A 20,072-nucleotide genomic window follows, 5' to 3' on the forward strand; every position below is an offset into this window, starting at 1 on the left:
TTGCGTCCTCAGGCGGGTTCTACGTTGGTGACGGCCGTCGTGAACTCGCGACCGGAGGCGCCACGGATGTAGGCGAGCTCCGTCCAGCGTTCGATACCGGTATCGGAGACGTTCTCGTTGATCACCGCCATCAGCACACCCTCGACCCCTGAAGCGATGTCGCGCACGCGTCGGCGTAGGAGGCGGTGGGGCACGTACTCGTAGCACTCACTCATCGGACGCCGCCTCGAACGTGCCGAGGAACCGCTCCCACCCGGCCAACGCCCGGTCGAGCAGATCCGCTCTGGGCTCGCCTCCGCTGTCCGGGGTCTCGCTGCAAGTACACGTGCACACAGGCCACTCCCTACGCCGTCAGGGTCGATCAAGTACGACGTTAGAGAGGGATTCCGGTAGGAAGGGGCCCGAACCGGGCCCCTTCCCCTCACGCGGCCAGCAGGCCGATGTCCACGGCGAGGCGGCTGGCTCGCTGCCGCCGCTCCGGCAGCCGGGATGCCGCTTCCTCCAGGACGATGGCCCGCGCGTAGCCGTTGTACCTGGTCGTCTCTGGTGCCACCGCGTGTGCCTGTTCCAGCGTCGCCAGCGCCGCGTCCGGCTGTCCGTCCAACTGGTAGGCGCGGGCCTGCTCGATCCTGTGCCGGGCCCGGCGGGGCAATGACGGGATAACCGCCGTCTCCGAACCGGCCGCCTGCCGCACGGCCTCACCGCCGGTCCGGAGCTCCACCGCCAAGGTGACCGCGTGCGCCCCCATGACCGGGCGGCCGAAGCTCGTCACCTGGTGGAAGTAGCCGTCGGGCAGCTCCTTGGCCACACGATCCGCCCGCTCCCACCAGCCCCACGCAGCACCCGTCTCACGGCGCTTCGCGGCAGTCAGTCCTGCCTCCGCACGCAGCGCGCCGACGATCGCCCGGACCTCGACCGTAGCGTCCGTCAGCCCCGGCTCCAGCAGTCGCAGCACCTGCTGGACCAGGTCCTCAGCCTCTTCGTACTGCCCCGAGTCGCGGTGTGCCTGCGCGGACAGCCAAGCGGCGACCCCCATCGCATGCGGGTCCTCTGACTCCTGCGCAGCAGTCATGCCCCGATCGGCGACCCGCCACAAGAGCGAAGGGTCCGGCTGGTAGGCAACGAAGAACTGAGCGAGGAAATACGTCTCGGCCTTGAGCCGCAGCGCGCCCCGGCGCTCGGCAGCGGTCTCCGCCTGCCCTGCCGCGAGTTGCGTGTCCCGGATCAGCCCCGGCAGTAGGGAGCCGATCACCGCCCGGTGATTCGGCGCCTTGTGCCTCGCGGCCCAGGCAGCGTCCAACGCAGCCCGCAGGAACGTCTGGGACGGAGCCTCTCCCCCACCCGGGAAGGCAGTGAGCGCAGCTCGGACGGCCGGCAAGCGGTCGTGGCCGGGTCCGAGGAACAGGTCCGTATTCGGTGACGCGCCCATGTCTCCCACGAGGTCATTGAGTCGACGAACACGGAGCGCTTGGGCAATGGCGAGGATTTCCGGGAGTCTCGGCATTCTCATGGCACCGGTCTCGACCTTCTTGACCCACGACGGATGATGGCCGAGCAACCCGGCCAACTGCTCTCGGGTCATGCCTCGGCGGGTGCGGTAGATCTGAACGCGTTGCCCGAATGCGACAGGGTTGTCGTACGGGTCGGGGGGTGCATCGGATGACACGGCCATGCCCCTTCTCTGTACAGCTCGACACCGAACAGCCTATGGGGCAGGGCCATTTGCGGATCCTCGAAAGCGCGACCCCAGACGGCCGCCGGACGCCGGAATTCGAGGAGCGCGTAGCGATCTGACGCGCCCGTCCGCTTCCTCGGCTGCTCTGTTCGTCCTCTCGTGCGGGTATCAGCCCAAGACGGTCGCCGGACGCCGAGAAATGAGGAGCGCGTAGCGATCTGACGCGCCTGGGGGCTCCTTCGGCCGCTCTGATCGGCCTTTCGTGCAGGTTGCCGCGCCCCTGGTCCGGAACCTGGGCTCCTGAGGGCCCGGATGCCCGGCGGGCCGGCCCCCGGCACCTCGCCTCATCGCTGCGACACCCGTCCCTCCCCCTCTGGACCGTGCCGTTCCTTTGGGGGTTTCCCGGCAGTCCTTGTCTTTCCGGGGCGGGTCGGTCTGTCAAGGGTGGCCGAAGGCCATCGCGAAGCGACGCGACCGAAGGGAGCGCCCTTGACAGGCCGGCACGACACGGAAGGACGATGGGACTGACGGGAAACCCCCAAGGCCGCTCAGAGACCGCCCGAGGGAATACCGCCCCCACCCCACCGCCCCGCACCTGGGGAGGCGGGTGGACAGCCACCGACCCGCCCCCACCCCCTCGCGGGGGAGATAGCGCGCCCCCACCGCAAACCCCGTACGCCCCCAACCGGGTGACGCCCCCCGACCCGCCCCCCGCCCTCGCCGTCCCTCCCGCCTCACCGTGGCAGCATCGGGCGGCGGAGGTGATTACATGACAAAACGACTGCTGCGGATCGCCTGCCTAGCCGCCGTCTTCGTCGCCGCCGGCCCCCCGGCCGGCGTCCACGCCGAGCCGGCCCCGCAACCCGGGCCCGCCGCCACCCAAGGCCCCCTCCCCGAGGCCCGTGCCGCACCCGCACCCGCACTCACACCCGCCGCCACCCCCGCCCGCACCCTCGGCGAGCTGCTCACCCGCCTCCAGAGCCTCTACCAGCAGGCCGAGGAGGCGAGCGAGGCCTACAACGCCGCCGAAGCGGCCCTCAAGGCCCGCCGAGCCGACGAGGAACGGCTCGCCACCGAGCTCGGCCGCGCCCGCTCCGCGCTCGACTCCGAGCGGGCCACCGCCGGGCGGCTCGCGCGGGAGCAGTACCAGGGGGCCCGGGGCGGCAGCCTCTCCCCGTACCTGCGGTTGCTGCTCTCCGGCGACCCGCAGCAGGCCGTCGACCAGCGTCGGCTCGCCGCCCGCGAGGGCGCCCGGCGGGCCGGGGTCGTGGCGCGCCTGGAGCGGGACCGGAAGCAGGCGGGGGCGATCGCCGGGGCGGCGCGCAAGGCCCTGGACGACCAGGAGGCGCTGGCCGCGCGGCAGAAGGAGGCCCAGACCGACGTGACGGCCCGGCTCAAGGAGGTCGAGCGGCTGCTGGCGGGGCTCACCCCCGAGGAACTCTCGGGGCTCGGGGCCCGGGAGGCGGCCGTGACCGCCGGGGCGCAGCGCACGCTGGTGGACTCGGGCCGGCTGCCCGACCGTACGACCACGCCGACGGCGGCGGGCGGGGCCGCCCTGCGCTACGCGGCGGCGCAGATCGGGAAGCCGTACGTGTGGGGGGCGGAGGGGCCGGGTTCCTTCGACTGCTCGGGGCTGACCTCGCAGGCGTGGGAGCACGCCGGGCGGTCCATCCCGCGGACCAGCCAGGAGCAGTGGGCCCGGCTGACGCGGGTGCCGCTGGACCGGCTGCGTCCGGGTGATCTGGTGGTCTACTTCCCGAAGGCCACGCACGTGGCCCTCTACATCGGGGACGGCAAGGTGATCCAGGCGCCCCGGCCGGGGGCCACGGTGAAGGTGTCCCCGATCGCGGCGAACCCGCTGCTCGGGGCGGTCCGCCCGGATCCGGAGGGAACGCCGCTGGCGGAGTTCACCCCGCCGCCGCTGCCCGGGGCCGCGGCGGCGGGGGACGACGCGGGCTACTCGTCGGAGGAGGCACCCGACGACGAGGCCGACGACGGGCCGGACGACGCGGCCACCGACGCGGCGGCCTCCGCCAGCCAGTCGGCCGTGTCCTCGGGGTCGTAGAAGTACGAGTCGAAGTCGGCCGGGTTGTCGAAGCCGTTGGCGAATCGATTCGCCACCGGCTGGAGCTGCCCGGCCGCGCCGATCAGGTTCAGCACGTGCTCCGGCGGGACGCCCAGCATGGCGTTGGTCCACTGGGTGACCGGCTTGCCCGTGGTGAACCAGTACTTGTCGAAGGTGGCCTTCATCCACGCCTCGTCGAACGGCTTGTCGCCGTGCATGAGGATCGAGGAGAGGTACGAGGCGGCGCACTTGGACGCCGCGTTCGAGCCCTGGCCCGTGATCGGGTCGTTCGCCACGACCACGTCCGCGACGCCCAGTACCAGGCCGCCGCCGGGCAGCCGCCCGATGGGGTTGCGGACGACCGGCGCGTAGCGGCCGGACAGCGTGCCGCCCGCGTCCGTCAGCTCGACCTTCGTCGCCCGCGCGTACTCCCAGGGGGTGTACTTCTCCATGAGCTCCAGCGTCAGCGCCAGGTGCTCGGAGGGGTCGTTGACGCCCTTGAAGACGTCCAGCGGCCCGCCCGGCAGGCCCTCCCAGAACAGGATGTCGGCGCGCCCCGAGGTGGTCAGGGTCGGCATGACGAACAGTTCGCCGACGCCCGGGACCAGGTTGCAGCGCACGGCCTCGGTGTCCGGGTGCTCGCGGCGCGGCCCGAGGCCGTGGACGTAGGAGACGGCGAGCGCGCGCTGCGGGGTGTCGTAGGGGGAGCGTGCCGCGTCCCGCCCGAACATCGACACCAGCTCGCCCTTGCCGGCGGCGACGAGCACGAGGTCGTACGTGCGGGAGAAGAAGTCGAGGTCGGCGACGGACGCGCCGTGCACGACGAGCTGTCCGCCGCGCTGGGTGAAGGTGTCGAGCCAGCCGGCCATCTTCACGCGCTGGTCCACGGACTGCGCGTACCCCTTGAGGCGGCCCAGCCAGTCGATGGGGCGGGAGCCGTCGGGGGCGGCGACGGAGACGCCCAGGCCCTGGATCTTCGGGGCCTGCTTCTCCCAGAAGTTCAGCTGGAGGTCCCGCTCGTGCTGGAGCGCCGTGTCGAACATGCACTGTGTGGACATGACCCGTCCGGTGCGGATCTCGTCCGCGGTCCGGTTGGACATGAGGGTGATCTCGTAGCCCTTGGCCTGGAGGCCGAGGGCGAGCTGGAGACCGGACTGGCCGGCCCCGACGACGAGTATCTTGCGCATCACGTTCTCGATTCGGGGGGAGGGGGAACGGACCTACTCGGGAGTGGCGTCCAGTGCGTGGCCCACGAGGGTCAGCAGGGACTCCACGACCGTGGCCCGGCGCCGCGCGTCCATGATCACGACGGGGACGTGCGGCGGGATGGTGAGCGCCTCCCGCACGTCCTCCACGTCGTAGGAGCGCGAGCCCTCGAAGTGGTTCACGGCGACCGCGTACGGCAGCCCGCAGGTCTCGAAGTAGTCGAGCGCGGGGAAGCAGTCGCGCAGCCGGCGCGTGTCGGCGAGCACCAGGCCGCCGATGGCCCCGCGCACGAGGTCGTCCCACATGAACCAGAACCGTTCCTGGCCGGGGGTTCCGTACACGTAGAGCACGAGGTCGTCGTCGAGGGTGATGCGCCCGAAGTCCATCGCGACGGTGGTCGTGCTCTTGTCCGGGGTCCCGGTCAGGTCGTCGGTGGGGACGCTGGCCTGGGTCATCACCGCTTCGGTGCGCAGCGGGGTGATCTCGGAGACCGAGGACACGAAGGTGGTCTTGCCGACGCCGAAGCCGCCGGCGACGAGCACCTTGACGGCGACGGGGGCGCGCGAGCGGTCGTACTGCCAGGGCTGGACGGGCTCGTCGTCCACGAGGCCCGTCACGTCGGCGGCGAAATCAGAGACGGCGGAGGCCACTGAGCACCCTTTCCAGCAGCGCGCGGTCGGGCCGGCCGGTGCCGTGGCCCGTGCCGTAGACGCGTATCCGTCCCTGGTCGGCGAGGTCGCTGACCAGGACCCGGACCACGCCGAGCGGCAGCTTCAGCAGTGCGGATATCTCGGCGATGGTGCGCATCCGGCGGCACACCTCGACTATGGCGCGCATCTCGGGCATGCGGTCGGGCGTCTTGGCCGGGCCGCTGTCGAGCGTGGCGACGAAGGTCTCCACCAGCAGCACCTGCGGGAAGCGGGTGCGGCCGCCCGTCAGGGAGTACGGGCGGACGCGGGCGGGGCGGCGGTCGGCGCCGCGTATCGGCAGCCGGTCGGAGGCCGTACTCCTCACGGGTTTTTCTCCATCGACTGGCGCAGCTCACTGCGGACTTCGGGGGTCAGGACGTGGCCGGCGCGGCCGACGAAGAGGGCCATGTGGTAGGCGACGACGCTCATGTCGCAGTCGGGCGTGGCGTGCACGCCGAGCAGGGAGCCGTCGCTGATGGACATGACGAAGACGGAGCCGTTCTCCATGGCGACCATCGTCTGCTTGACCGTGCCGAACTCCATGAGGGCGGCCGCACCGGTGGTGAGGCTGCCGAGTCCGGACACGATGGTGGCGAGGTCGGCCGAGGCGCCGCGGGGGCCCTTGGGACGGTCACCCTGGGCGGCTTCCGCCGCGGGCTCGGAGGAGAGCAGCAGCAGCCCGTCCGAGGACACGACGGCCACGGAGTTGACCCCGGGCACCTCCTCGACCAGGTCGGTCAGCAGCCACTGCAGGTTGCGGGCCTGGGTGCTCAGTCCGTACGTACTGGGCGCGGTCATGTGCGTGCCTCCTGTGCGGTGTCCCCCTGGTCGGTGTGCCCCTGCCCCCGGTCCTGCGCGAGTTCCTCCGCGACGACCCGGCGCCCGTCCTGGGCGCCCTGGTAGAACCCGCCGAGCCGGCGGCGCAGTTCCTCGGCGTCGACCCGGCGCGGCTCGGGGCGGGCCGCTGCGGGGTTTCCGATGCCGGGGGCCGCCACGGAGCGCGGGGTCCGCTTGGGCAGTCCCTTGGCGGTGACGGTCTGGGTGGCGGGCTCGGCCATGGGCTCGGGGTGGCTGCCCTGGCGGGGGACGAAGCCGTCCTCCGCGTCGGCGGCCCGCCGGTGGCTGGACTGTTCGGCGTCGTGCGCCGGTCCGGTGTTTCCTTCGTCGTGTACGGGTGCACCCGGCGCGGTCTCCGGTCCCCCGGCGGTCTCCGCCGGGGCGGGGCCGGCCGCTGTGAAGGCGTCCGCGTCCGCCTCGGCGACGACCCGCGCGAGGAGTTCCTGCTCGGGAGCGACCCCGCCCGGCGTCCCGGCGGCGGGGGCCGTCCCGGGGGCGGCCGCGGTGAAGACCTGGTCGGCGGGCGGCGGCGGGGCGTCCTCGAAGGCCTCGGCGAGGGTGACGACCTTGGCGGGCTCCGGCTCGGCGACGGGCTCCGGCTCGAAGGCGGGCTCCGGCTCGAAGGCGGCTTCCGGCTCGGCGGCTCCGTCGGCGCGGGTGAAGGCGCCGGCTCCGAAGGCCTCGGCCACCAGGGACCCGGCGTCGAAGGTGTCGGACTCGTAGACCTCGGCCTCGGCGGACTCCTGCGCGGCGGCAGCGGCGGCGGCCGGCTCGGCGGCGGCCGCGTCCTCGTCGGCGGTGTCCGCCGCGTCCGCCGCGTCCGCCTCGCCCGTCTCCGGGTCGAAGGCCTCCGCGAGGGTGACGACCTTGGCGGGCTCCGCGTCGGCGGCCGGCGGCTCGGCGGCGGGCTGTCCGGCGGGCTCCACGGGCTGCGCGTCCTGCTCCGCGGCGGGCGTGCGCAGCCGCGGCGGCAGGGTGTTCTCGTTGGCCTCGGCGATCACGCCGGGCAGCTGGAACCCGGGACCGCCGGGCGTGGCCAGGGTGTGCACCGGGGAGCTCGGCGGGGCGTCCGGCAGCAGCGCCTCGGGGACGACGACCAGGGCCTCCAGGCCGCCGTGCCGGCCGGCGCGGAGCTCCGCGGTGACGCCGTGGCGCGCCGCGAGGCGTCCGGCGACGTACAGGCCGAGTCCCAGGCCGTGTTCGGCCTCGGGCTCCTCGTCGTAGGCGTCGGGGGTGGACAGGCGGGTGTTGAGGGAGGCCAGGCGGTCCTCGGTGACGCCGATGCCCTCGTCCACGACGGACAGGACCACGTCGCCGGCGTCGTTCAGCCAGCCGGACACCTTCACCTTCGCCTCGGGCGGGGAGAAGGTCGTGGCGTTCTCGAGGAGTTCCGCGAGGACGTGGGAGATGTCGTCGGCGGCGTGCCCGGCGACCTGGGTGTAGGAGGGCATGGCCGCGAGGTCGACGCGCTCGTAGCGCTCGATCTCGCTGACGGCGGCCCGCATGACGTCGACGAGGGGCACGGGCAGGCTCTGGCCGTGGCCGTGCTCCTGTCCGGCGAGGACGAGCAGGTTCTCGTTGTGGCGGCGCATGACCGTCGCCAGGTGGTCCAGCTTGAAGAGGGTGGCGAGCCGGTCCGGGTCGCCCTCCTTGGACTCCAGCTCCTCGATGACGGCGAGCTGGCGCTCGACGAGGCCGAGGGTGCGCAGGGAGAGGGAGACGGAGGTCGTCGACATGATGCGGCGGTGCTCTTCGAGTCCCGCGCGCAGCTTGGCGAGCTCGTCCTCCAGGACCTCGCGGCCGCCGGCGAGGGCTTCGTTGCGGCCGATGAGGCGGCGGCGGTCGGCGTCGAGCCCGGCGATCTTGGTGTGGAGGCCGACGGTCTGGTCGCGGACCGAGTTGAGGTGGCGTACGACCTCGGCGAACTCGTCGTTGCGGCCGGTGAAGCGGACGGGTTCCTGCGAGCCCTCGGGGGTGGCGAGCCGTTCGGCGCCGCGCCGCAGCACCGAGAGGGGTCTGGTGAGGGAGCGGGCGACGGCGGTGGAGAAGCCGATGACGAAGAGGAAGAGGACGCCAAGTCCGGCGGCGATCAGCTCCAGCCGGGTCACGTCGTCGTCGCGCAGCTTGGTGAAGGCGGTGGCGCGGTCCCCGGCGAGGGTGGACTCCACCGAGCGCATCCGGTCGATGCGGGCGGTGAGGGTGGTGGCGAGGGCGGCGGCGTCGGTGGCCTTGCGCTCGGCCGGGGTCAGGGTGGACCGCTCGGTGAGGCGCTTGAGCTGGTCGTCGGCGGCCTTGACCTCGGGGCCGGTGACGGTGGCGGCGAGGGTCTGGCGCACGGCGGGCCGGGCGGCGCGGGCGAAGTCGTCGAGGGCGGCCTGTTCGCGTACGCGGGAGCGCTGGGCGGCGCCGGTGAGCTCGTCGGCGACGGCGGAGTTCGGGGCCTGCTCGGCGCGCGGGACGGCGAGGGCGGCGAGCAGCAGGCCGCGGGTGGCCGACGCCTGGTCGACGGCCTGGCCCAGGGGGGCCATGGGCCGGGTGACGGCGAGGGCGGCCTCGGCGCGCGGCGGGGTGAGCTCGGCGAGGCGGTCGCCGGGGGTGAGGAGTTCGGTGAGGAGTCCGGCGTAGGCCTGCTGCGCGGCGAGGGCGGTGCCCTTGCCGTCGACGGCTTCGGCGCGGACGGCCTTCACCTTGCCGAGGGCGCGGGCGAGTTCCGCGTCGGCCTCCGGCTGGAGTTCGGCGATCTGCCGGTCGGTGCGCGCGGTGCGCTCGTCGACGGGCGCCTTGGCGTTGCCGGGCCGGCCCTTGGCCGCGTACTCGACGACGGCGTCGCGCTCGTCGCCGAGGAGGTGGGCGAGGGTGAGGGCGTGCTGCGTCTGCTCGGCCAGGGTGACCAGGCGCTGGGAGTCGTTCAGTTCCCTCGTGGCGGAAACGACGGCGGGGGTGCCTGCCGCGAGGACGGTGAGTCCGGCGACTGCTACTCCGACGACCAGCCTGCTGCGGACGCGTACGCGCCGTCCTGCGTTGGCGGGTCCGTCGGCGCTGGCGGTGCCGTTCTTCCGAGACCGCTTCTTAGACACCGGTGCTCGCAATCCTGTACGTGTGCTCGTGCTCGTCTACTCGTGTGGCCGAGGTAACGGCCGGTCAACAAGTAAACGCCCCCTGCCCCCTCGTACCGCCTCAGACCTTCGCAGTGTGTTGGGAGGAGAGCCGCACATCGCCCACCCGGCCACTCGAAGGAGTGAACATCACGGAGGAGTGGCCGACCAACTCGGGCATCGCGTGCCAGGGGCCCGGCATGGACGGGCGGTTGAAAGAACGCCGCGGGCTTTGGCAGTATGCCCGCCCACATTTCGCGGGGAGCGGGCGGGCGGGCCCCCGGGCGGGCGGCGACGCCGTTCCGGGCATTGGTATGGACCTTCCGGGCTCCAGGGGGTCCCGGCGGGCAGAATGTCCGCATGCGCATCGACCTGGCCTCCGAACCCGGCAACCCGGAACACCCCAACCAGGACTGGGTGTCGGCGTCGGCACCTGCGTCGGGAGGCGGCGTCGTGGTCGTCCTGGACGGGGTCACCCCGCCGCGCGGGGACGACGGATGCGTGCACGGGGTGCCCTGGTTCTCCACCCGGCTCGGCGGCCGATTGACCGAACTGTCCGGATCGCGGCGGGACATGCCCCTGGAGGGGGTCCTGGCCCGGGCGATCGCCGACACCGCGGACGCGCACCGCGACACCTGTGACCTTTCTCACGTTCGCACCCCGCAGGCGACGGTGGTCCTGGTCCGCTGGGACGAGTCGTACGTGGAGCACCTCGTGCTCTCGGATTCCGTGCTCCTGCTCCGCGGACCCGGCGGTGCCGTCACGCCGGTGCTGGACGACCGGCTGGACCGGGTGCCGGACGGGGTGCGCGGCTCGGTCGCGGCGACCGACGCGCTGCGCAACGCCGAGGGGGGCTTCTTCACGGCGGCCGCGGACCCGGAGGTGGCGGCCCGGGCCGTCACCGGGCGCACCCCGCGCGCGGAGGTGCTGGCGGTGGCCGCGCTCACGGACGGGGCGAGCCGCTGGACGGACACGTTCGGGGAGGGCGACTGGGCGGCCTGCCTGGACGTGCTGCGCAAGGAGGGGGCGCGGGGGCTGATCGGGCGGGTCCGGGCGGTGGAGTCGGATCCGCTGCGCCCGCCGGCCCGGCACAAGCGGCACGACGACGCCTCGGCGGTCTACGCGGAGCTCTGAGCCCCGGCCGGCTGCGGGGAGAGGGCCGGCTACTCCTCTCCGGAGTTCAGCTGGTTGAGCAGTCTGGCCAGTTCCGCGACCTCGCCGCGGTCCCAGTCTGCGAGCTTGCGCATGTACTGCTCGCGCCGGGCTCCCCGTACCCGCAGGAAGCGCTCCCGGCCCTCCTCCGTGAGGCCGACGAGGAACGCGCGGCCGTCGGCGGGGTCCGGCTCGCGGGCCACCAGGCCGAGCACCTCCAGGGCGCGCAGCTGGCGGCTCATGGTGGCCTTGCCGACGCCGAAGTAGGCGGCCAGCTCGGTGGCCCGCTGGCGGCCGGCCGCCTCCAGCCGGACGAGCAGCCCGTAGGCGGCCGGCTCCAGCTCGGGGTGCAGGGCGCGGGCCATCTCGCCGGAGGAGGCGCGGGCGCGCCGCAGGAAGACGGACAGCTCCCGCTCCAGGGCGAGGAACTCCTGGTCTTCGCTGCCGTGCACGTGCCGCTCCCATCCGTGGCGGGGCACACCGTGGCACCCCTGTTCGGGACAGTATTTCGCAGCGGGTGCGCCGAGGGCCCGGGGCCCCGCCGATGGGGGGTCCGGGCCCTCGGGCGACCGTGTGCGGCTTCCGGATCAGGCGGCCTTGGTGAAGGACACCACCGCCGGGGCGAGGGCCAGCTCCAGCACCTGCCGCACGTCCGTCACCGGGTGCACCTCCAGTCCCTCCAGCACCTCGCCCGGGACGTCGTCCAGGTCGGCCTCGTTCCGCTTCGGGATGATCACGGTGGTCAGCCCGGCCCGGTGCGCGGCGAGCAGCTTCTGCTTGACCCCGCCGATCGGGAGCACCCGCCCGGTCAGCGAGACCTCGCCGGTCATGGCCACGTCCGTGCGCACCTGGCGGCCGGACAGCAGGGACGCCAGCGCGGTGGTCATGGTGATGCCCGCGCTCGGCCCGTCCTTGGGGACGGCGCCCGCCGGGAAGTGGATGTGCACGCCCCGGTCCTTCAGGTCGGCGACCGGCAGCTCCAGCTCCGCGCCGTGCGAGCGCAGGAAGCTGAGGGCGATCTGCGCCGACTCCTTCATGACGTCGCCCAGCTGGCCCGTCAGGGTGAGCCCGGCGGCGCCGGTCTCCGGGTCGGCGAGGGAGGCCTCGACGAACAGGACGTCGCCGCCGGCCCCGGTCACGGCGAGGCCGGTGGCCACGCCCGGGACCGCCGTGCGCCGCTCCGCCGGGTCCTGGGCGGACTCCGGGACGTGGTGCGGGCGGCCGATCAGGCCGCGCAGCTCGCCCGCGCCGACGGTGAAGGGGAACTCCCGCTCGCCCAGTTCGTGCTGGGAGGCCACCTTGCGCAGCAGCCGGGCGATGGACCTCTCCAGGGTGCGCACGCCGGCCTCGCGGGTGTACTCCCCGGCGAGCTTGCGCAGCGCGTCCTCGCCCAGGACCACCTCCTCGGCGGTCAGCCCGGCGCGCTCCAGCTGGCGGGGCAGCAGGTGGTCGCGGGCGATGACGACCTTCTCGTCCTCGGTGTAGCCGTCGAGGCGGACCAGCTCCATGCGGTCGGCGAGGGCCTCGGGGATGGCCTCCAGTACGTTGGCCGTCGCGAGGAAGACGACGTCGCTGAGGTCCAGCTCCACCTCCAGGTAGTGGTCCCGGAAGGTGTGGTTCTGCGCCGGGTCCAGGACCTCCAGCAGGGCGGCCGCCGGGTCGCCCCGGAAGTCGGAGCCGACCTTGTCGATCTCGTCGAGGAGCACGACCGGGTTCATCGACCCGGCCTCCTTGATCGCCCGCACGATGCGTCCGGGCAGGGCGCCGACGTACGTCCGCCGGTGCCCGCGGATCTCGGCCTCGTCCCGCACGCCGCCGAGGGCGACCCGGACGAACTTCCGGCCCATGGCGTGGGCCACGCTCTCCCCGAGCGAGGTCTTGCCGACGCCGGGGGGCCCGACCAGCGCGAGGACGGCACCTCCGCGCCGTCCGCCGACGACGCCCATGCCGCGCTCGCCGCGCCGCTTGCGCACGGCCAGGTACTCGGTGATGCGGTCCTTCACGTCGTTCAGCCCGGCGTGCTCGGCGTCGAGCACCGCGCGGGCGCCCTGGATGTCGTACTCGTCCTCGGTGCGCTCGTTCCAGGGCAGTTCGAGGACGGTGTCCAGCCAGGTGCGGATCCAGGAGCCCTCGGGGCTCTGGTCGCTGGACCGCTCCAGCTTGTCGACCTCCTTGAGGGCGGCCCCGCGGACCTTCTCGGGCAGGTCGGCGGCCTCGACGCGGGCGCGGTAGTCGTCGGACTCCTCGCCCTCCTTCTCCCCGCCCAGCTCGCGCAGCTCCTTGCGGACGGCCTCCAGCTGGCGGCGGAGCAGGAACTCGCGCTGCTGCTTCTCCACGCCGTCCTGGACGTCCTTGGCGATGGACTCGGCGACGTCCTGTTCGGCGAGGTGGTCGGAGAGCGCCTTGACGGCGAGGCGGAGGCGGGCGACCGGGTCGACGGTCTCCAGCAGCTCGACCTTCTGGGCCACGCTCAGGAACGGCGAGTACCCGGAGTTGTCGGCGAGGGCGGACACCCCCTCGATCTGCTGCACCCGGTCCACGACCTGCCAGGCACCGCGCTTCTTCAGCCAGCTGGTGGCGAGGGCCTTGTACTCCTTGACGAGCTCGGCGACGGACCCGGGCAGCGGGTCGGGCACCTTCTCGTCGACGGTCTCCCCCTCGACCCAGAGCGCCGCCCCGGGCCCGGTGGTGCCGGCGCCGATCCGGACGCGGCCGCGCCCGCGGATCAGCGCCCCGGGATCGCCGTCGGAGAGCCGCCCGACCTGCTCGACGGTCCCCAGCACACCGATCCCGGCGTACTTCCCGTCGACCCTCGGCACGAGCAGCACCCGGGGCTTCCCGCTGCCCACCGCCGCCTGCGCCGCCTCGACGGCTCCGCGCACCTCGGCGTCGGACAGGTCCAGGGGGACGACCATCCCGGGCAGTACGACCTCGTCGTCGAGCGGCAGTACGGGCAGGGTGAGCGATACGGACGTCGAAGCCATGATCTTCCCTCCGGCAGTGAAGTTGAGCTATGCCGACTCAATGCTTCTGCGTCCGGCAATGTTCCCCAACGCCCGTTCGCCGGGGGCGAACACCTCCGGCGGGCCCCCCGTAGCACCATGACGCCATGACAGAGACACGACGGACCGTCAGCTCGCGCTCCCCGCTGGAACCCCGGATCGGCTTCTCCCGCGCGGTGCGCACGGGCCCTTACGTGGCCGTCGCCGGCACGGCTCCGATCGGGGACGACGGCTCCACCGTCGGCCCGGGCGACGTCCACGCCCAGACGGTGCGCTGCCTGGACATCGCGCAGCGGGCCCTGGAGGAGGCGGGCGCCTCGCTCGCCGACGTCGTGCGGACCCGGATCATGCTCACCGACATCACCACCTGGGAGGAGGCCGCCCGGGCCCACGGCGAACGGTTCGCCGCGATCCGCCCGGTGACGACCTTCGTGGAGGTGTCCCGCTTCATCGACCCGGCCTGGCTGGTGGAGGTGGAGGTCGACGCGGTGACGGGTGTGACGGCCTGACGGGCTAGGCGGCCGAGAGGCGGATGTCGCCGGAGGTGGTCCGGACCGTGATCCGGGAGGGGGCGTCGGGGGCGTCCCCGAGGGTGACGTCCCGGTCGCCCGAAGCGGTGTCGGCCGACACCCGGTACGGGGCCTGCGGCGCCTTCAGGGTCACGTCGCCCGAACTGGTGGTGACGGACACCGAGGCCGGGGCCTTCTCGAAGCCGACCACGGCGTCCCCGGAACTCGAACGGAACTCGCCCTCCGGGCCGGACAGGCCGGTGGCCGTGATGTTCCCCGAGGAGGTACGGGCCTTCAGCGGGCCCGGGATCCGCTCCGCCCGGACGTCACCGGAGGAGGAGTCCAGCTCGGCGGAGGCCACGCCCGTCACCGTGATGTCGCCGCTGCTGCTGCCGACCTTGAGCTTCGCCGACGCCGGCACCTCCAGCCGGTAGTCCACCCAGCAGGAGTCCTGGTCCCCCTGGCAGCCGTGGGTGAAGCTCAGCACCCCGCCCGCGACCCGCTGCCCCGGCACGGGCGCGGTGTCGCCCCGGTAGTGCACGACCCGGTGGACGGTGACTCCGGGACCACTGCCCGGGGACACCACCACCGACCCCCGCCGAAGACCCGTCAGCTCCACCGCGGTGACGGCCTCGGCGACGGCGGCGTCGGCCTCGGCGGTCTTCAGCCTGGCCTCCTCCACGAAGGAACACCCCGACAGCAGCAGGGCCGAGGCGGCGACGGTGGCCGCGAGAGCGGTGCGGACGGGGCGCGAGGAGGTGTGGAGTGCCATGCCGACGAGTCTGCCGAGCGGGGGCCCGGCCCGCGCTGGTGCAGGTATCCGAACCCGGGGTGGGGCTAGCCCCACCCCCGTCAGGGCCCGGTCACCACCGGCCGCAGCTCCGACGGCAGGCCCCACTCGCTCCACGACCCGTCGTACACGGCGGTCTCCCCGTACCCCGCCAGGGTCGCCCCCAGCGCGAGCACGCAGGCCGTGACGCCCGAACCGCAGCTGAAGTAGAACCGCTCCCGCTCCCCCGCCAACACCCCGAAGGCCTCGCGCAGTTCCCCGGCCGGACGCATCAGGCCGTCCGGCCCCTGGAGTTCCCCGAACGGCAGGTTCAGCGCGCCCGGCATGTGCCCGCCGCGCAGCCCCGGCCGGGGCTCGGGGGCGGTCCCGGCGAAGCGCCCGCGGGTCCGGGCGTCGAACACGGCGGCGGCCGGATCGCCGAGCGCGGCGGCGACGGCGCCGGCGTCCACGAGCAGCCCCGGGCGCGGCCGGGCGGTGAAGTCCCCGCGCGGCCCCTCGTACGCCGCCGCCCGCGCCTCGACGTCCAGCCCGGCCGCCACCCACGCGGGCAGCCCCCCGTCCAGCACGGCCACCCGGTCGAAGCCCATGGCGCGCAGCATCCACCAGGCGCGGGCACTGGAGTAGATCCCGGCGCCGTCGTACACGACCACGGCGTCGGCGTCGCACACCCCGAGCCCGCGCAGGGCCTCGGCGAAGTCCGCCGGGGCGGGCATGGTGTGCGGGGCAGCGGCGGCGTGGTCGGAGAGGACACCGTCGAGGTCGAAGGGCCGGGCGCCGGGAATCCTCACACCGGCCCCGCGATGCGCCCCGACGGAGGCGTCGAACACCACGACGCCCCCGAGCCGCTCCGCGAGCCACGCACTGCCGACGAGGGGACCGGGCATCTCGGTGACGGGCATACGGGGGCCTCCGGCTGGCGGCGTCGGACACTGACACGGACACGGTCTGCGGCCCATCCTCACCCATCGACGCGCCGGGCGGGGGGGTACCGGGGGCGGTATCCCCCGGGGCGGTCTCAGGGAGGGTTGGGGGCTTCCCGTCAGTCCCATCGTCCTTCCGGTTCGGGCCGGCCCGTCAAGGGCGCTCCTTCGTCGCGTCGCTTCGCGATGTCGCTTCGCTCCACCCTTGACAGACCGACCCGAACCGGAATGCCGAAAGACTGCCGGGAAACCCCCAAAGAAACGGTCACTGGACAGAGGACAAGGGGCGGGCCTGTCAGGGACGAGACGAGGGGCCGGGGCCCGGCCGACTGGGCATCCGAGCCCTCAGATGTCGAGATTCCGAGCCAGGGGCGCGACAACCCACACCAAAAGGCGACCAGAGCCCCCTGCCGAACCCCCAGACGCGCCAGATCGCTACGCGCTCCTCTTTTCTCGGCGTCCGGCGACCGTCCGTGGCCGATACCCGCACGAGAGGACGAAGAGAGCGGCCCAGGAAGCCGAGAGGCGCATCAGATCGCTACGCGCTGCCCAGATTCGGGCGACCAGCGGCCGTCTGAGGCTGATGCCTGCACCAGAGGACGAACAGGGCGGCCCGGGGGGCCGACGGGCGCTTCAGATCGCTACGCGCTGCCCGTTCTCAGGCGTCCGGCGGCCGTCTGGGGCCGGTGTGGGAAAGGAATGGGGCGGAAGGCCACCTTCGAGCGGCGAATCGGCCCGCCCGCACAGTCCTCGGCGGCCTGTCGGAGCCTGCGGACGTCTTTTTCGACCACAGACTCCGACAGAGACCCTTCCGACCTCACCACAGCCCCCAGAAACGGACAAAGAGGGCGCGCGAGCCTTCCTTCTGACCCAAGACCGGCCCAAGACGCCCGCTGGCCGCTGGCCGCTGGCCGCTGGCCGCTGGCCGCCAAACAGTAGGCAACGCGCCGCGATCTGGCGCGCCCACCGGCTTCCCGCGTCGCCCTACTCGTCCTCTGGTGCGGGTATCAGCCCAGGACGGTCATTCGCCGCCGAGGAACGAGGAGCGCGTAGCGATCTCACGCGCGGGGAGGCATCCCGGGCTGCCCTGGCCGTCCTCTCGTACAGGTATCAGCCCCAGACGGTCGCCGGACGCCGAGACGAGAGGAGCACGTAGCGATCTGATGCGCCCGGACGTCTCCCGGGCTGCCCTGGCCGTCCTCTCGTACAGGTATCAGCCCCAGACGGTCGCCGGACGCCGAGACGAGAGGAGCACGTAGCGATCTGATGCGCCCGGACGTCTCCCGGGCTGCCCTGGCCGTCCTTTCGTGCAGGTATCAGCCACGGGCGGTCGCCGGACGCCGAGGAAAGGGGAGCGCGTAGCGATCTGGGGCGCTAGGGGGCTCCGCAGGTCGCTCGGGTCGCCTTTTGGTGCGGGTAGCCGCGCACCCGGCCCGGAACCGGGACTTCTGAGGGCTCGGATGCCCGGCGGCCGACGCCCGGCCCCTCGCCTCAACGCTGACGAGGCCGCTGTCCCTCTCCTGCCCCGTGACCGTTCTTTTGGGGGTTTCCCGACAGTTCTTCGGCTTTCCGGGGCGGGTCGGTCTGTCAAGGGTGGCCGAAGGCCATCGCGAAGCGACGCGACGAAGGAGCGCCCTTGACAGGCCGGCCCGACACGGAAGGACGATGGGACTGACGGGAAACCCCCAAACCAGCGATGATCCCGCCCCAGGGGGCTACCGCCCACCCGGAAGCCGCCCCACCACCGGAGCCCCGCCGCGCACACAGCCGGACGGCATGCCCCCACCGCCGTACCGCGCGAGCCCCCACACCCCGAGCCGCGGGCGGCCGATACCGCCCGGGGCCCACCCGCGAAGGTCACCCCACCGCCGCACGGTGTCGCGTACCCACCGGCCCGCACCCGGGGAGGCGGGTGGGCAGCCACCGACCCGCCCCCACCCCCTCGCGGGGGAGATAGCGGGCCCGCACCGCAAGCCCCGTACCCCCGCCCCCCACCACCCTCACCCGCACCCGCCCCGCCGCGCGTACACCGCCACCCGGGCTCCGTGTACCGGTGTCACCGAGCAGCGGTCGAAGGCCTGGCTCAGGGCCTCGCGCTTCGCCGCCTCGGCCGGGTGGGCGTCCAGCGGCTGGTCCGGGGGGTCCAGCAGGGCGATGACCCTCGGGGAGGCCAGGACCGCCGCCCGGACTGCGTCCGGCGGGAGTTCCGTGCCGTGGAGGGTGGCGGACTCGGCCGGGCTGCGGGACAGGGCCACGTCGCGGACGGACGCGTACAGCCCGGGCGACGACAGCAGCCACTCCCGCCGCCGGGACGGCATGAACAGCACCGCGTCCCCCGGCCGGGCCCGCTCCCGTACCGCCGCCGCCACGGCGAGGGCGTCGTCCTTGCGCGCCTCGGGGGTGCGCAGCCACACCGACCACGCCCCGGCCGGCACCAGCAGCGCCCCCACCAGCACCCACGCCGGCCACGGCCACGGCCGCACCAACCGCCCCCGCCCCCACACCCCCACCAGCACCGCGAGCCCCGCCAGCGCGTAGAGGACGTACCGGTCGACGTACAGGGGCTGCACCAGCGAGACCGCCATCAGCAGCCCCGGCGGCAGCAGCGCGAGCGGCACGGCCACCCGTACGGCTTCCCGCTCGCCCGCCCCCCGGGCCAGCAGGGCCACCGCCACCACCAGCACCCCGTACGCCACCCAGTCCTGCCACGACGGCCGCCCCAGCCACCCCAGCTGCGCGGACGCCTGGCGCGCGCTCACGAGGGCCAGCGGGAGCAGCCCGGCGAGGACGGCGCCGGCCGCCCACCGCCAGCCGCGCGCCCGCCACGCGGTGAGGGCGTGCGCGGGCAGGGCCAGTACGGCGAACTCGTGGAGCCAGCAGCCCAGCAGGAGCACCACCGCGTAGGCCGCCCACCGCTCGCGCAGCATCAGGTACGTCGCCCAGGCCACGGCCGCGGAGACGAGTGCGTACGAGCGGCCCTCCTGGGCGTACGTCTGCACCGGTGGCAGCAGGGCGTACGCGGTGCCGGCGATCAGCGCGGCCCGCTCACCCGCCAGCCGGTGCGCCACGGCGGCCACTCCGGCGGCGGCGAGGGCGGTGCCGGCCACGGACGGCAGCCGCAGGGCCCACAGGCCGCCGTCCCATAGGCCGTAGACCCCGTGCATCAGCAGGTAGTGGAGGCCGTGCACCGCGTCGACCTGCCCGAGCAGTTCCCAGAGTCCGCCGAGGGGGCGGTGGGCCACCTGCCAGGTGGTGGACTCGTCGCGCCACATGCTCCCGCCGCCCGCGCCGCGCGGCAGGCCCCACAGTCCGAGGAGCACGGCGGCCAGCGGGGGCAGCACGCGCCAGGGGGTGATGCGGCGGATGGCGGCCTCCGGGTGCTTTCGGTCGGCGGGCGGGGCCTCCATACTCGGTGTTCGGTCGGAGTACCTGCGGAGGTGGGTGTGCGAGCGATCCGAGCGGCTGGTGCCGCGACGGTGGTGTTGTTGGGCGCGGTGCTGGTCCTGGCCGGCTGCGGTGGCGGGTCCGGTGGTCCCCCGGAGGCCACGGCGGCACCGACGGCGCCCACGGCAGCCGCGCCCACCGCGACCCCACCCCCAACGCCCACGCCCGCCCCCTCCCCCACCGCATCCACCGCATCCCCTTCGCCCTCCTCCTCCCGTCCCCCCTCCCCCACGGCAACCCAGGCCGCCTCCCAGACCCTCGTCCGCGTGACGCGCAGCGGTGGTTTCGCGGGCCAGGTCCGGACCGTGATCGTCAAGGGCGACGGCTCCTGGAGCCTCCTCGACGGGAAGGTCCGCGACCTGCGTTCCGGGAAGCTGGAGCCGTCCCGGCTGGAGGCCCTGCGGACGGCGCTGCGTGAGGCGGACTTCGCTCACCTGCCCCGGGTGGCCACGGCCGATCCGCCGGTCTACGACGGGTTCACGTACGCCTTCGTGCACGGTGGTTTCGAGGTCGCCGCGGACCAGACGGAGCTGGCTCCGGGGCTCCGCAAGGTGCTGGGCGCGCTGCCGGGATTCGACGCGACGGGATGAATCTCTGATTCCGGATGACCCCGGCTCCTGTCCGAACCCCGCATAGCCGCAGGCCGGTGCCTCCTCTACGCTGCACCCCATCACGCGGGATCTTCAGG

General features: G+C 73.6%; 16 protein-coding genes. 4 read left to right on the plus strand and 12 right to left on the minus strand.

From position 1 onward, the window contains the following. Window positions 1-8: 8 nt before the first annotated feature. Both OG553_RS09825 and OG553_RS09830 read right to left on the minus strand, forming a co-directional pair. On the minus strand, window positions 9-215 hold the full coding sequence (locus OG553_RS09825; protein WP_405978612.1) for a hypothetical protein: 207 nt from the start codon (window positions 213-215) through the stop codon (window positions 9-11). 206 nt (window positions 216-421) lie between these two features. Then, window positions 422-1,666 carry a helix-turn-helix domain-containing protein gene (locus OG553_RS09830; protein WP_405983004.1) on the minus strand — a complete coding sequence of 415 codons (1,245 nt, stop codon included), beginning with the start codon at window positions 1,664-1,666 and terminating at the stop codon, window positions 422-424. A 778-nt stretch (window positions 1,667-2,444) separates the two neighbouring features. Between OG553_RS09830 and OG553_RS09835 the strand changes: the two genes are divergently transcribed. Next, window positions 2,445-3,740 (plus strand): NlpC/P60 family protein, encoded by a 1,296-nt coding sequence (locus OG553_RS09835; RefSeq protein WP_405978613.1) that lies wholly within the window; start codon window positions 2,445-2,447, stop codon window positions 3,738-3,740. Here OG553_RS09835 and OG553_RS09840 read toward each other — a convergent pair. The 5 genes from OG553_RS09840 to OG553_RS09860 are packed head-to-tail and all read right to left on the minus strand — an operon-like array spanning window position 3,632 to window position 9,549. Next, window positions 3,632-4,927, minus strand: a complete 1,296-nt coding sequence (locus OG553_RS09840; RefSeq protein ID WP_405978614.1) for a styrene monooxygenase/indole monooxygenase family protein — start codon at window positions 4,925-4,927, stop codon at window positions 3,632-3,634. The genes OG553_RS09835 and OG553_RS09840 overlap by 109 nt on opposite strands. Window positions 4,928-4,960: 33 nt before the next feature. Further along, complete coding sequence (locus tag OG553_RS09845) at window positions 4,961-5,596, minus strand: GTP-binding protein (RefSeq protein ID WP_405978615.1); 636 nt, start codon at window positions 5,594-5,596, stop codon at window positions 4,961-4,963. After that, window positions 5,577-5,960 carry a DUF742 domain-containing protein gene (locus OG553_RS09850; protein ID WP_361605209.1) on the minus strand — a complete coding sequence of 128 codons (384 nt, stop codon included), beginning with the start codon at window positions 5,958-5,960 and terminating at the stop codon, window positions 5,577-5,579. The genes OG553_RS09845 and OG553_RS09850 overlap by 20 nt, the downstream gene beginning before the upstream one ends. Beyond that, complete coding sequence (locus OG553_RS09855) at window positions 5,957-6,433, minus strand: roadblock/LC7 domain-containing protein (RefSeq protein WP_362471593.1); 477 nt, start codon at window positions 6,431-6,433, stop codon at window positions 5,957-5,959. The genes OG553_RS09850 and OG553_RS09855 overlap by 4 nt, the downstream gene beginning before the upstream one ends. Then, window positions 6,430-9,549 carry a nitrate- and nitrite sensing domain-containing protein gene (locus tag OG553_RS09860; RefSeq protein WP_405978616.1) on the minus strand — a complete coding sequence of 1,040 codons (3,120 nt, stop codon included), beginning with the start codon at window positions 9,547-9,549 and terminating at the stop codon, window positions 6,430-6,432. The genes OG553_RS09855 and OG553_RS09860 overlap by 4 nt, the downstream gene beginning before the upstream one ends. Window positions 9,550-9,927: 378 nt before the next feature. Here OG553_RS09860 and OG553_RS09865 point away from each other — a divergent pair, with 378 nt between their 5' ends. Then, window positions 9,928-10,701: a hypothetical protein gene (locus tag OG553_RS09865; protein ID WP_405978617.1), complete on the plus strand. Its 774-nt coding sequence runs from the start codon at window positions 9,928-9,930 to the stop codon at window positions 10,699-10,701. 29 nt (window positions 10,702-10,730) lie between these two features. Here the strand turns inward: OG553_RS09865 and OG553_RS09870 are convergent, their stop codons facing one another. Continuing rightward, on the minus strand, window positions 10,731-11,171 hold the full coding sequence (locus tag OG553_RS09870; protein ID WP_050779716.1) for a MarR family winged helix-turn-helix transcriptional regulator: 441 nt from the start codon (window positions 11,169-11,171) through the stop codon (window positions 10,731-10,733). Between the two features lie 135 nt (window positions 11,172-11,306). Continuing rightward, window positions 11,307-13,703 carry an endopeptidase La gene (gene lon, locus OG553_RS09875; RefSeq protein WP_405978618.1) on the minus strand — a complete coding sequence of 799 codons (2,397 nt, stop codon included), beginning with the start codon at window positions 13,701-13,703 and terminating at the stop codon, window positions 11,307-11,309. Between the two features lie 125 nt (window positions 13,704-13,828). Between lon and OG553_RS09880 the strand changes: the two genes are divergently transcribed. After that, entirely contained in the window at window positions 13,829-14,230 is a 402-nt protein-coding gene (locus OG553_RS09880; RefSeq protein ID WP_405978619.1) for a RidA family protein, read from the plus strand. Window positions 14,231-14,234: 4 nt separating this feature from the next. On the opposite strand, the gene OG553_RS09885 is transcribed toward OG553_RS09880, so the two are convergent. The 3 genes from OG553_RS09885 to OG553_RS09895 all read right to left on the minus strand — a co-directional run bounded on the left by OG553_RS09885 (window position 14,235) and on the right by OG553_RS09895 (window position 19,347). Beyond that, window positions 14,235-15,002, minus strand: coding sequence for a DUF4097 family beta strand repeat-containing protein (locus OG553_RS09885; RefSeq protein ID WP_405978620.1), 768 nt, complete (start codon window positions 15,000-15,002; stop codon window positions 14,235-14,237). An 80-nt stretch (window positions 15,003-15,082) separates the two neighbouring features. Beyond that, window positions 15,083-15,919, minus strand: a complete 837-nt coding sequence (locus OG553_RS09890; RefSeq protein ID WP_405978621.1) for a sulfurtransferase — start codon at window positions 15,917-15,919, stop codon at window positions 15,083-15,085. 2,021 nt (window positions 15,920-17,940) lie between these two features. Next, a complete protein-coding gene (locus OG553_RS09895; RefSeq protein ID WP_405978622.1) occupies window positions 17,941-19,347 on the minus strand; it encodes a hypothetical protein in 1,407 nt (468 codons plus the stop codon). A 303-nt stretch (window positions 19,348-19,650) separates the two neighbouring features. Between OG553_RS09895 and OG553_RS09900 the strand changes: the two genes are divergently transcribed. Continuing rightward, a complete protein-coding gene (locus tag OG553_RS09900) occupies window positions 19,651-19,974 on the plus strand; it encodes a hypothetical protein (protein WP_405978623.1) in 324 nt (107 codons plus the stop codon). Window positions 19,975-20,072: the final 98 nt, after the last annotated feature.

The organism is Streptomyces sp. NBC_00158, assembly GCF_045160885.1.
Taxonomy (GTDB): Bacteria; Actinomycetota; Actinomycetes; order Streptomycetales; family Streptomycetaceae; genus Streptomyces.

Excerpts from the sequence above, each read along its gene's own strand:
- OG553_RS09825 (WP_405978612.1), bottom strand. The coding sequence starts at position 215 with ATGAGTGAGTGCTACGAGTACGTGCCCCACCGCCTCCTACGCCGACGC.
- OG553_RS09835 (WP_405978613.1), top strand. The coding sequence starts at position 2,445 with ATGACAAAACGACTGCTGCGGATCGCCTGCCTAGCCGCCGTCTTCGTC.
- OG553_RS09840 (WP_405978614.1), bottom strand. The coding sequence starts at position 4,927 with ATGCGCAAGATACTCGTCGTCGGGGCCGGCCAGTCCGGTCTCCAGCTC.
- OG553_RS09855 (WP_362471593.1), bottom strand. The coding sequence starts at position 6,433 with ATGACCGCGCCCAGTACGTACGGACTGAGCACCCAGGCCCGCAACCTG.
- OG553_RS09865 (WP_405978617.1), top strand. The coding sequence starts at position 9,928 with ATGCGCATCGACCTGGCCTCCGAACCCGGCAACCCGGAACACCCCAAC.
- lon (WP_405978618.1), bottom strand. The coding sequence starts at position 13,703 with ATGGCTTCGACGTCCGTATCGCTCACCCTGCCCGTACTGCCGCTCGAC.
- OG553_RS09880 (WP_405978619.1), top strand. The coding sequence starts at position 13,829 with ATGACAGAGACACGACGGACCGTCAGCTCGCGCTCCCCGCTGGAACCC.
- OG553_RS09885 (WP_405978620.1), bottom strand. The coding sequence starts at position 15,002 with ATGGCACTCCACACCTCCTCGCGCCCCGTCCGCACCGCTCTCGCGGCC.
- OG553_RS09890 (WP_405978621.1), bottom strand. The coding sequence starts at position 15,919 with ATGCCCGTCACCGAGATGCCCGGTCCCCTCGTCGGCAGTGCGTGGCTC.
- OG553_RS09895 (WP_405978622.1), bottom strand. The coding sequence starts at position 19,347 with ATGGAGGCCCCGCCCGCCGACCGAAAGCACCCGGAGGCCGCCATCCGC.